Raw genomic sequence first — 11,865 nt, forward strand, 5'->3', positions numbered from 1 at the left:
AAACGGTGGGGTGTAGCAATATTATTACATTATATTAAAGTAATGGGAGGATATTTCGCAAGGTATGAAGGCCTTCGTCTATGTGTTCTTTTTCAATGATTAGTGCCGGGCGAAACCTTATGCTGCGTTCGCCGCAACCCAGGTACATAATATTATTTTCAAGGCCATGATTTATAAACGCATTGCGCATATCCGCGCTGGGGAAATCAAAGGCTGTTAATAAGCCCTTGCCACGTACGTTTGTAACCAGCGGATTTTCTTCGGCTACATTCAACAGGCTCTGTTGCAGGTACGCGCCATTTTCTGCTGCTTTGTCGCACAGGTTGTCTTCTTCTATGATCTCCATTATTTTAGCCGACCGCACCATATCTACCAGGCTGCCACCCCATGTTGAGTTAATGCGCGACGACACCTTGAAAACGTTGTTCTCTACCTCATCTACACGGGTGCCGGCCAATATGCCGCATACCTGCATTTTCTTGCCAAACGCAATTATATCCGGCCGGGCGTTCTCGCCAAAGTGCTGGTGAAGCCAGAACTTGCCGGTAAGTCCCACGCCTGTTTGTACCTCGTCGTATATCAGCAAAGCCTCGTACTCGTCGGCCAGCTGGCGTAGCTGTTCTAAAAACTGCTGGCGTACGTGTTTGTCGCCCCCTTCAGATAGTACAGGCTCAATTATTATAGCGCAAATATCGTCCGGGTTATCTGCAAAAGCCTTCCGTATCTCCGCAACGGATTTCTGTTCCCTTTGCTCCAGGTCGGCAATATTCTTTTCATCTAACGGGAAGTACACTTCAGGAAGCGATACACGTGGCCAGTCGAACTTGGCAAACCACTTTGTTTTTACAGGCTGTGTATTGGTTAAGCTGAGGGTATAGCCTGAGCGGCCGTGAAACGCATGCTCAAAATGCAGCACTTTGTGGCCCTTCTCGCTGGTGTAGCCCTTTGCAAAGTTCTTTTGTACCTTCCAGTCCATCGCTACTTTTAACGCGTTCTCAATAGCCAGGGTACCCCCAGATATAAAGAAAGCATGCGGCAGGTAGTCGGGTATGCCCACACGCGAAAAGGTCTCCAAAAATTGAGCGTATTGTTCAGTATAAATATCGGAGTTAGAGGGGTTGGTAAGTGCAGCCAGCAGCAGGTTCTTTTTAAAGCCTTCGTCGCCCAGCATTTTAGGGTGGTTGTATCCTAACGGCACCGATGCAAAGCAGGTGAAAAAGTCCAGCAGTGTACGGTTATTGCGGGAGTCGTAAATGTGTACCCCGCGGCTTTTTTCCATATCAAAAATAAGATCGAAGCCATCAGCCAGGATGTGTTTGCCCAATGTTTCGTGTACGTTCTGTGGGGTGATCTGCAAGGTATTCATAGGATTATGTGTTTACACAAATTTAACAAAACCGCCTTAAAAACAATAATTTAAAGGTTTTTGAACCGATTGACGAAAAAGTAACTTTAAATAAACTAAACCTGTTTTTTGAACCGTTCTGCAAACGGGTACATCAATTTTTTGTATAGAGCGACAATGAAAATCGTCGTTGCGGGGTACAAACAATCCCTACAATTGCACAATTGCAGCCAAGTTGCTCTGATATAATTACACGGTTAATATCAGCAACGGCGGACGGGATCAGCTGCTTGCATTAATAAAACTTGTCCTTTATCCCCAGCAATCCCCATATGCCGCCGGTGTGTATGGCAAGTATTTTACTGCCTGCGGCAAATTGGTCTTCCTTTATAAGCTGGTAGATGGTGTACAGCATTTTACCGGTATAAACCGGATCTATGATAATGCCTGTGCGGGAAATAAAAGTTTGTATAAAGCTGGTCAGTTCGGGCGTGGTTTTAGCATAGCCACCAAAGTGGTATTCGGCATGCAGGCTGTAAGTGGCCGGCAATATTAAATAACGGTCTATCTCATTTCGTATAAAGCCGCCGTTCTTAAATACCGGCACAGCATGAAAGTGTGCAGGTATTCCATTCTCTGCAATCCCGTTAATAATACCGGCCGCAGTTGTGCCTGTTCCGCAGGCGCAAAATATGTCTGTGTATTCGTCGGTAAGTTCGGCCACCAACTCGCTGCATCCTTTAGCAGCAAGAGCGGACGCACCACCTTCATCAATGAAAAATGCTTCAGCATCATCTCCAAAATACTTGCTGAACAGCGCTTGTTTGTCGCGGTAGCTGTCCCGGTCAGTAAAAATGAGCTGCATGCCGTGCAAGCGGCACATAAATAAGGTGTCGTTCTGCACGTCTTCACCGCGTACAATGCCGGTGCATTTAAAGCCGAACTTTGCTGCAGCTGCTGCAGTGGCGAGCAGGTGATTGGAGAATGCCCCGCCAAACGTTACCAGGTGCGTTTTACCTTCGATACGTGCCTGTTGCAGTACATATTTAAGCTTGCGCCATTTGTTACCCGAAATAACAGGGTGGATCATGTCGTCACGCTTGATGAACACCCGGACGCCTTTGTCATCAAATAAGCTATCGCTGAGTTCTTGTACCGGGCTGTAAATATCTAAGCGGATATCCATAAGGACGAAAGTAGGACTTGTGTTTTACATACTCACGATTGATTTCCCAACAGAACGATAAAACCGGTTGGACTTTGTTCTGCAACAAAGATTAAGGGAGGTAATTAGGGGTTTTTAGGTTAATGCGCTTTTACTTACTTTTGCCGGATGAGCGAAGACGAACTTCTTATTGAAAGCGACGAACAGGACCTTTACGAACACCTGCGCGTAGTGGTTGATAAGGGGCAATCGTTGCTGCGTATAGACAAGTTTTTGATGCACCGCGTTGAAAATGCCTCGCGCAACCGCATACAGAACGCCATAGATGCCGGCAACGTGCTGGTAAATGGCAAAGAAATTAAAGCAAGCTACCGTGTAAAGCCGCAGGATGTAATATCCGTTGTATTGCCGCACCCACCCCGCGATACAGAAGTTTACCCTGAAGATATTCCGCTTAACATTGTTTACGAGGATGATGATGTGCTAATTGTTAACAAAGCGGCAGGTATGGTGGTGCATCCGGGTTATAACAACTATACCGGTACACTGGTGAACGCGCTGGTGTTCCATTTTCAGCAATTGCCTACTATGCCCGGTAACGATGGCCGGCCCGGGCTGGTACACCGGATAGATAAAGATACATCGGGCCTGTTACTTATCAGTAAAAACGAGCGCAGCATGAGCTACCTTGCCCGCCAGTTTTACGAGCACACTATCGACCGGAAATATATTGCCTTAGTTTGGGGCGACCTGGAAGAGGACGGCACCGTTACGGGCTACATAGGCCGCAGCTACAACGACCGCAGGGTGATGTCGATATATGATGATCCCGAAAAAGGAAAGTGGGCGGTAACGCACTACAAAGTGCTGGAGCGAATGGGTTACGTCACCTTAATCGAATGCAAGCTGGAAACAGGCCGTACCCACCAGATACGTGCGCACATGAAACATATTGGTCACCCCTTGTTTAGCGATGCTACCTATGGTGGCGACAAAATATTGAAGGGAACTGTGTTTAACAAGTACCGCCAGTTTGTAGATAATTGTTTTGCAATGATGCCGCGGCAGGCCCTTCACGCGCAGTCGCTCGGTTTTAAGCACCCTACAAAAAAAACACCCATATTATTTGAGGCAGCCCTGCCTGATGATTTTGAATCCGTACTGGCTAAATGGCGAAAGTATACCGACACAGAAAAGTCAACTTAGCCAGGCTTTACAGAACAAATACAGCAAACCGTCGTTTAAGCCAAATACAACATCGTTCAAATAAACAATTCTATTACCTGTCTTCACGTTCAAGTTTAAATGCCACCTGTTTACATAAATTTTAATGGTGAGATACACCCGGCAGATACCCAGTTGCTTACCATAGCTAACCGTGGTTTTAAGTATGGGGACGGCTTGTTTGAAAGCATGCGCCTGATGAAAGGCAAGCTGCAATTTGCCGAACTGCACGCCGAGCGGCTTCAACGCGGTATGAAGGCGCTGAAGATAGACGGGTACTCGCAGGCGGATAGCTGGTTTTTAAAGGATAAGGTAGAAGAGCTTGCACGCCGCAATAAAATAAAGCATGGCCGCATACGCCTAACCGTTTACCGTGATGCAGAAGGCTTGTATACACCCACGCAGAACAAAATGGGCTACTGCCTGGAAATGACCGGAATTGATGAGCCACGCTACTTTTTAAACGAGCGCGGACTGATAATGGACATCTACAGCGAACTGCTTAAACCTCTTAACTTTTTATCCAACATAAAAAGCAGCAATTCGCTACTATATGTAATGGCTGCCATGTTTAAACAGCAAAACCGACTAGATGAGGTGTTTTTGCTGAATGCATCAGGCTTTTTGTGTGAAGCAGGTGCGTCCAACATATTTGTTTGGTATCAAAACCACCTGTACACCCCGGCATTAAGCGAGGGCTGTGTAGAGGGAGTGATGCGGCAGGTGGTGATAAACCTGGCCAAAGAAAACAACATTCCCATTACCGAAGCACAGATAAGCCCGGAGATATTAAACGAAGCCGACGAGGTGTTCCTGACCAACGCCACCAAAGGTATACAATGGGTAATGGGCTACGGTGTAAAACGCTACTTTAACCGTGTTAGCAAAGGGCTGATGGACGAGTTGAATAAACTTTGAGAATTAGAACTTCGTTTCTGGATTTTTCCTGGTATCGAACAGGCGCAGAACAATTATTCTCTCAGGGGTAATTCGATAAAATATTTTCAATCTGCCATGCACTACCAAACCTCTTATGTTTTTATCGGGCAGTTCTAAAGAACCTATTTCAGGGAAGACCTCAATAATATCGGTGAATCTTAGTACCAGGGATTTAAAGTTCTGTGCTGCACTAGCTCCGAAGTCACGTTTGATATAAGAAAGAATATCTGAAAAATCCTGATCTGCGGTTTTGGTAAAAAAGACTTTAAGACCAGCTGGCATATTTAGCCCTTATTTGTTCCAGTGAGATTAAGTTGTTATCATCGTCGCTCTCTGCAAAAGCTTCCAAAATTCCTTGCTGTTGTTCTGAAGTTAGGGATGCCCATAAACCACCTTCAGATTGTTTAGCACGATTCATTGCATTGTAGAACTGCTCGATAAGTAGCGGATCATTAATTTGATCTATAAGGGCGTGAAATTCCAATTTGAGCTCTTCGATTTTCATAGTAATAAAGTTACAATTTTAATCGAATAGAGCAATTACAAAACCATCCCAAACTTAGACCGTAATCTCAATATATCGTTAAGCAACGAGTTCAGCATTAATTTCTGCCAGTATGCCGTTCCACAAAGCTAGCCTTGCCTGCAGTGCATTTTTAACAGCCAGAGTTGCCTCTTGCCATTTTTGCTCGTCGCTGCCGCAAAGTTCAGCAGTCATTTCGTAGGCAAGGTGTGAATGGTGGTCGCCATCCACTTCAATGTGGCGCTCCAGATAGTATAGCAATATATCAACCTTGCCGGGTAGTTGGTTGTTCAGGCCTTTAACCATTTCTATAAACATTCCGGGGATTAAATCTTCACGGCCAAAAGTAAACACCGCGGCTTCTACGTGGCTTTTGCCGGTATTAATCACTTCGAAAGTATGGGTCATGAACTCTGCGGCAGCCGGCGGTACATCGGCATTGTTAATTGATTCAAATACATCCGCATTCCTGCTTAACTGTTCAAAAAGCGAGGTTATACCACGGGTATTGCAATCAGCCTGCTCCATAGCCTTTAAATAAAGCTCAAAATGGCTGCTTCGTATGCCATTGGCATCTATGTCGCTTTCTTCACCGGTAACAATCTCATTGATCAGGTAACGGGTATTCGCATTGCCGACCGGCATCCATGGCACTGCGGTGCAGGTAAGTTTTTGCTGCAGCGATTTAAGCAGAGACATAAAATCCCAAACTGCAAAAACATGGTGCTGCATAAATAACTGCAGGCGCGGAAGGTTGTTAATGCTGCTATAAAGCGGGTGTGTTAAAAGCTGCGCGCGTAATGGGGTGATCTCCTGTTGTAACTGTAGTATGTAAGGATTTGTAGCTGCCATAAGATGTGAATAACGGCGGCAAACTTAAAGCAAAAAAGCCGAGGCATTAATTCACTAAATGTCATTTCTTACGCAAAAGTGTAATACTTTTTAAGTAAGCTTTACGCCCCTTAAAAAGTCTTCCACACCCATGCGTTTTTTACCTTCCACCTGTATATCTGTAACGCTTATGAAGCCATCCTGCGCGGCAAACTTTAAGTAGGTTTTGTTATCAGTAACGTAGTGGCCCGGCTGCAGGTTATGTGCTTCGAGGTTGAAGGTGGCGTAGTATATCTTTAGTATTTTATCGTTTAACACCGTGTAAGCGGTAGGCGAGGGGCTTAGGCCACGAATAAGATTGTATACCTTTTCGGCCGGGTTATCAAAGTTGATCAGGCAATCCTCCTTGAATATTTTGGGGGCATGTTTTAGTTCTATTCCATCGGCAAGCTGCGATTGCGGATGTTCGCTATAGCGGCTGCTTTCAATTGCCTTAACGGTTTTCACCAGTAGTCCTGCTCCTTTGTTCATCAGGCGGTCGTGCAGGTCCCCGGCCGTCTCGGTGCCCGTTAGGGTCACTTTCTCGGTGAACAGGATGTCACCGGTGTCAATATCATGTTTAAGGAAGAACGTAGTTACACCGCTTTCTTTTTCGCCGTTGATGATGGCCCAGTTTATAGGGGCTGCACCGCGGTATTGCGGCAGCAGCGAAGCATGCAGGTTTATGGTGCCTTTTGACGGCATGTTCCATACTACTTCCGGCAGCATGCGAAACGCAACCACCACCTGCAGGTCGGCTTGCAGTGCCTCCAGTTCTGCCAGGAATTCAGGGTTCTTCAACTTCTCGGGTTGTAGCACCTTTAAGCCGTTCTCCTCAGCATACTGTTTAACGGCGCTCTGGTTTACTTTCTGGCCACGACCTGCTGGTTTGTCAGGCGCAGTTACTACTGCCACTACATCGCATCCTCCGGTAATTAAGGCATCAAGAGATGCCACTGCGAACTGGGGGGTACCCATAAAAATTATTCTCATCTGTATATTAGATCAAGCGTATAAAAAAAGGAACCGTTGGCGCTATTTGTACAGCAGGTACTTGGCACGGGTAGCCTTAAACTGTGACAAGCCAGGTTCCCAGCTCTGGCGGATCTCCGCTTCGGACTTGCCCGCCATGATCTGCTCTTTTAGCTTCTTACTGCCCGCAAGTCTGTCGATATATGGGATAAAAAAGTGTTCCTTGTCCGGGTAGTCCTTGTAAAACTTTATCAGCCATGCTAAATTAAGTCTTCCGCTTTTCCTCAAGGTATCGGTATTGTAATCTTTTAAGCTGATGCCGTAACAAACCTGGTCCTTAAGCGGCGGGTTGTCACTTACGCCCGGAATGCTAACCGGTTTAAAAGAATAGCTGTATTTGCCTTTTAGCAGCGGGCTACCCACCACCATGAACGGATCCGGCGTACCGCGGCCAAGGCTAAGGTTGGTGCCTTCGAAAAAGCAAATATGCGGGTACAGCAGTATAGATTGCGCCGAATTTAAGTTTGGCGACGGGTTCACCGGAAGCACATACGGCGTTGCATGGGTGTAGTTGGCTACTTTAAAAAGCTTTAGCTTGCATTTTATACCGCCTTTTAGCCAGCCTTCACCGTTTATCATTTGTGCATATTCGGCTATGGTCATGCCGTGTACAACCGGTATAGGGTGCATACCTACAAAAGAGCGGAAAGCAGTATCCAGAATGGGTCCGTCTACAAAATAGCCGTTAGGGTTTGGCCTGTCCAGCACTACCAGTTCTATATTGTTTTCGGCACAAGCTTCCATTACATAGTGCAGGGTAGATATATAGGTATAAAACCTGGTGCCAACGTCCTGCACGTCAAATACCATCAGGTTTATGCCTTTCAGGTCTGCAGGTGTGGGTTTAAAGTGCTTGCCGTAAAGGGATATAACCGGGAGCTTGGTAACCGGGTCAATACTGTTGTCAATTGTAGCGCCGTTTGCAGCGTTTCCTCTCACACCATGCTCAGGCCCGTAAATCTTCTTCACGGTAATGCCGAGCTTTAATAAGCTGTCTACCACAGGCACCTTTTGTGTACCTATCACTGATGTCTGGTTGATCAGCATACCAACGTTCTTACCTTTTAGGTAGTTCAGGTACATAGGTACCTGGTCGGCGGCAGGTATGGGCGCAGCAGCCGCTGTTTCTGCTTTAGCAGCAGTGTCAACCACTGACATCATGCCGGTTTCTGCGGCTTGAGGTGGGTTAGGGCAGCGGAAAGCCAGCGAGCAAACTATAGCGGCGGGCAACAGCAACTTTATATTCATCATAATTCAATAAGCTAAAAGACAAATTTAAAGGCAGTATGTTTAACCTTAAAAACGCATATTTGCGAAGGTACCAAAAAACATCTGCATTGAGTTTCGCGCGGTTCATATCAAGTCGTATCACCTTAAAGTCTAAGCGTACTTTCTCCAAGCTTATTGTGCGTATTGCCATTATTGGCATTATGCTGGGGCTGGGTGTTATGATACTTTCTATAGCCGTTATTCGCGGTTTTAAGCAGGAGATACGCGAAAAAGTGCGTGGCTTTGCCGGCGACATTCAGATCATCAAATCGGACCTTAACAACTCTTACGAGAACTCTTCGTTTATCCCTCCGCCGGACATGCTGAGCAAGCTAAAGGGAAACAAGCACATCACCGGCATTAACGCTTTTGCTACCAAGCCAGGCATCATTAAAGCCAATGATGAGATAGAAGGCGTGGTAATGAAAGGGGTAGACAGCACCTACGACTGGGCCTATATACGCAAGGTATTAGTAGCCGGTAAAGTGATAGATTTTAAAGATGCTACCGAGCAGATCATGATATCGCAAAAGATGGCTGACCGGCTTAAGCTGAAGGTTGGCGATGCCTTGCTGATGTACTTTGTGCAGGACCCGCCACGCAAGCGTAAATTCAAGATCAGCGGCATATTCAGCATTGGGGTAGATGAGGTGGACAAAACCTTTGTAATAGGGAAGCTTGACCTGGTGCGCCGGTTAAATGCCTGGGCTAAAGGAGAGGTTGGCGGTTACGAAGTGCGAACTGATGATTTCGACAAGATAAATGTAACGGCCGACTGGATTGACGTAAAGCTGCCTATCATCCTAAAGTCGCACACGTTAATGGAGAACTATCCCACCATATTTGAGTGGCTGGGCCTGCTGGATGTTAATACAGTAGTAATGCTGGTGCTGATGACAGCCGTGGCAGTAATAAACATGATATCGGCGCTGCTGATTATGATATTGGAACGTACTGCCATGATAGGGATGTTTAAGGCTATGGGCGCCCGAAATTGGACCATCCAGAAAATATTCCTGTACAACGCGGCTTACCTGATAGGCTTTGGATTGCTGCTGGGTAACACGCTTGGAGTGGGCCTGGGATTGTTTCAGCAGGCTACCCATTTCTTTAAGCTGGATCCGGGAAGTTACTACATGAGCTTTGTCCCCATTAAGTTCGTGTGGACAGACGTAATACTGCTTAACATAGGCACACTGTTCGTCTGCTTGTTAGTGCTTATTATCCCAAGTATGCTGGTTACTAAAATATCACCCGTTAAAGCAATTAGGTTTAAGTAATCGTCCGCTATATATTCTCCCATTTGCCGCTGTCTAAACTGCGGTAAATGGCGTCTACTACTTTCATGTCTTTCAAGCCTTCTTCACCGGGAACACGGCTTTGTTTTTTAAGCCGTACACAAGTTGCAAAGTCATCCATTTGGGCCGCCTGCTGGTTTATATTGGGGATGTTCATCGGTTTGCCGTTCACCTTACCATCCAGTCCACCGTAACCGTAAGCCGGCTCCAGCTCAAACGTGCCGTGTTCTGCTTTGGCGTGCAGGTAACCCCAGTCGTTATTATAGCTGCTTTTGCCGGTTGATTTTGCCCCGCCCGGAAATTTCAGCTCCCAGTAAATAGTCTCATCAACCTCTTTAAAAAAGTCCGGCCTCGTTTTCTCCTGTGTGGCTTTCACCGCAATGGGTTCTTCGCCAAGCGTATACCGGGCACCTTGTATGGCATAAATGCCCATGTCCATTAAACCACCACCGCCTGCCAGGGCCTTTTTCAGCCTCCAGGCGTTAGGGTCGCCGCGGTAAGTAAAGCCATTGCCATTGTCAATCTCCGTTACCTTACCAAACACCTTTTTTTGGCCAAGGCGCATTACCTCCAGGGTGTGCGGCTCGAAGTGCAGCCTGTAACCTATAGAAAGTAAACGGTTTGCTTTTTTGCAGGCTGCTATCATTTCGCGGCACTCGGCAGCGTTAAGCGCCATCGGTTTTTCGCAGATAACGTGTTTACCTGCCTGCGCGGCACGTATGGTAAACTCCTTGTGCATGCTTACCGGCAGCACTATGTATACAATATCTATATCGGGGTTTTTGGCTATTTCGTCAAAATTCTGGTAGTTGTAAATATTCTTTTGAGGGATGTTGTACTTTTTGCCCCATGCTTCCGCTTTGGATGGCGTGCCGGTTACCAGTCCAGCCAGGTAGCAGTTCTTGGTTTGCTGCAGCGCGGGAGCAAGTTGCCCTCCTGCGTAACCGCCCAGGCCTACCAGGGCGATGCCCATCCGTTTATCGGCAGCCAGTGCTGATAACGCAGGCGAAAGCATTACGGCGCCTGCACCAAGCGCGCTTTTCTGGATGAACCCACGACGGGAGATGTTATTGCTTTTCATATTGAGGTCTTGTAAACGGTTTACCTCAAAGTTAAACGAAAGCGGCTATGAAAGAAAGGTTTAAATGAAATTATAAACAGTGGCTGTAATAGCTAATATGTTGTCTTACGACCCTATACTCGCCTTATATTTCTTTATCGCCCTGATAATGGATTGCACTATCTCGTTTTGCCCGGCGGTAGAATTAAGGTATTCTTCGTCATCCGGGTTGTTGATGTAGCCGGTCTCTATTAGCAGGCCGGGCATACCGCTTTGCTGCAGCACCAGTACGCCCTGCTCAATTACGCCACCGCTGGCGCGGCCGTCGGTCTCTTTAAACTCCGTGTTTAGCAGGTCGCCAAAACGTACGCTTTGTTTGCGGTAGCGTTGCTGAAAGGCGGCCAGCACGATGGCATTCACGGCCGCATCTTCGCCGTAACCGTTATATTTTTTCTGGTAATCTTTTTCCTGGTAGATAGAAGCGTTCTCGCGTATGGCCTCCAGCTGTTCCTGCTTGCGGTGGAAACCGTAAAGCAGCAGCAGCACGCCCCTGCGGGTGCCTACGCGTTGCGGCGAGGAGTTACAATGTATAGATATAAACAGGTTGGCTTTAGCTTCGTTAGCAATGTTAGCCCGGCGGTGCAGTTCTATAAACTGGTCGGTGCTGCGGGTCATCACTACATTTACGCCGGGTAGCTGGTCGTTTATAGCATCGCGCAGCTTTTTGCTGATGCTCAGCGCAACGGTTTTTTCATTGGAGTAAGCGCCATGGGCTCCAGGGTCTTTACCGCCGTGGCCGGCATCAATAACAATGGTTTTGAACCTGAACGAACTTGCAGAATCATCGGACCTGCCGGCAGAAGCACTTTGAGCATGTGCGCCCTTGTGCGACAGGGCAGCAATAAACAGAACAGCGCAGGCGAACAATGCAGCTTTTAACAGTTGCTTAAAAAACATGGCGCAAAGATATACGATTGTTTTAAAGGTGTATACCGGCGTTTGTACAGATTTATATATAAGCATTAACGTTTAAAATACTAAGTAACCAATAAAGCACTTACGCGCACTTTTGTTTGATAAGACTGACAATGCCGCAACGGGTTTAAGCAGTATACCCGCTGATTCGCAAAATGGTGTTTT

At 46.7% G+C, this 11,865-nt stretch carries 12 protein-coding genes; 3 read left to right on the forward strand and 9 right to left on the reverse strand.

Features of this window, described 5'->3' with window-relative positions:
* Window positions 1-34 precede the first annotated feature (34 nt).
* The gene (gene lat / locus AC59GT_RS15565) at window positions 35-1,366 is read right to left on the reverse strand and encodes an L-lysine 6-transaminase (RefSeq protein ID WP_497238488.1); all 1,332 of its coding nucleotides are present in this window, start codon (window positions 1,364-1,366) and stop codon (window positions 35-37) included.
* 274 nt (window positions 1,367-1,640) lie between these two features.
* On the reverse strand, window positions 1,641-2,531 hold the full coding sequence (locus AC59GT_RS15570) for a 1-aminocyclopropane-1-carboxylate deaminase/D-cysteine desulfhydrase (RefSeq protein WP_497238489.1): 891 nt from the start codon (window positions 2,529-2,531) through the stop codon (window positions 1,641-1,643).
* Window positions 2,532-2,678: 147 nt separating this feature from the next.
* On the opposite strand from AC59GT_RS15570, the gene AC59GT_RS15575 reads away from it, so the two are divergent.
* Window positions 2,679-3,716, forward strand: a complete 1,038-nt coding sequence (locus tag AC59GT_RS15575; protein WP_117382513.1) for an RluA family pseudouridine synthase — start codon at window positions 2,679-2,681, stop codon at window positions 3,714-3,716.
* A gap of 99 nt (window positions 3,717-3,815) precedes the next feature.
* The gene (locus tag AC59GT_RS15580; protein WP_497238490.1) at window positions 3,816-4,652 is read left to right on the forward strand and encodes an aminotransferase class IV; all 837 of its coding nucleotides are present in this window, start codon (window positions 3,816-3,818) and stop codon (window positions 4,650-4,652) included.
* A 3-nt stretch (window positions 4,653-4,655) separates the two neighbouring features.
* Here AC59GT_RS15580 and AC59GT_RS15585 read toward each other — a convergent pair whose 3' ends face one another.
* The 5 genes from AC59GT_RS15585 to AC59GT_RS15605 form a co-directional block, all read right to left on the reverse strand.
* Window positions 4,656-4,955: a type II toxin-antitoxin system RelE/ParE family toxin gene (locus AC59GT_RS15585; RefSeq protein WP_497238491.1), complete on the reverse strand. Its 300-nt coding sequence runs from the start codon at window positions 4,953-4,955 to the stop codon at window positions 4,656-4,658.
* A complete protein-coding gene (locus tag AC59GT_RS15590) occupies window positions 4,939-5,178 on the reverse strand; it encodes a hypothetical protein (RefSeq protein WP_497238492.1) in 240 nt (79 codons plus the stop codon). Before AC59GT_RS15590 ends, AC59GT_RS15585 begins: the two co-directional genes overlap by 17 nt.
* A gap of 78 nt (window positions 5,179-5,256) precedes the next feature.
* On the reverse strand, window positions 5,257-6,048 hold the full coding sequence (locus AC59GT_RS15595) for a DUF3050 domain-containing protein (RefSeq protein ID WP_497238493.1): 792 nt from the start codon (window positions 6,046-6,048) through the stop codon (window positions 5,257-5,259).
* 90 nt (window positions 6,049-6,138) lie between these two features.
* Complete coding sequence (gene fmt / locus AC59GT_RS15600; protein ID WP_497238494.1) at window positions 6,139-7,059, reverse strand: methionyl-tRNA formyltransferase; 921 nt, start codon at window positions 7,057-7,059, stop codon at window positions 6,139-6,141.
* Window positions 7,060-7,101: 42 nt separating this feature from the next.
* Window positions 7,102-8,349: an exo-beta-N-acetylmuramidase NamZ family protein gene (locus AC59GT_RS15605; RefSeq protein ID WP_497238495.1), complete on the reverse strand. Its 1,248-nt coding sequence runs from the start codon at window positions 8,347-8,349 to the stop codon at window positions 7,102-7,104.
* A 59-nt stretch (window positions 8,350-8,408) separates the two neighbouring features.
* Between AC59GT_RS15605 and AC59GT_RS15610 the strand changes: the two genes are divergently transcribed.
* The gene (locus AC59GT_RS15610) at window positions 8,409-9,647 is read left to right on the forward strand and encodes an ABC transporter permease (RefSeq protein ID WP_497238496.1); all 1,239 of its coding nucleotides are present in this window, start codon (window positions 8,409-8,411) and stop codon (window positions 9,645-9,647) included.
* Between the two features lie 7 nt (window positions 9,648-9,654).
* Here AC59GT_RS15610 and AC59GT_RS15615 read toward each other — a convergent pair whose 3' ends face one another.
* Both AC59GT_RS15615 and AC59GT_RS15620 read right to left on the reverse strand, forming a co-directional pair.
* Window positions 9,655-10,746, reverse strand: a complete 1,092-nt coding sequence (locus tag AC59GT_RS15615) for a Gfo/Idh/MocA family protein (RefSeq protein ID WP_497238497.1) — start codon at window positions 10,744-10,746, stop codon at window positions 9,655-9,657.
* Between the two features lie 105 nt (window positions 10,747-10,851).
* A complete protein-coding gene (locus AC59GT_RS15620; protein ID WP_497238498.1) occupies window positions 10,852-11,748 on the reverse strand; it encodes an N-acetylmuramoyl-L-alanine amidase family protein in 897 nt (298 codons plus the stop codon).
* Between the last annotated feature and the right edge of the window lie 117 nt (window positions 11,749-11,865).

The sequence above is a fragment of the Mucilaginibacter sp. 320_HR genome (assembly GCF_059691875.1).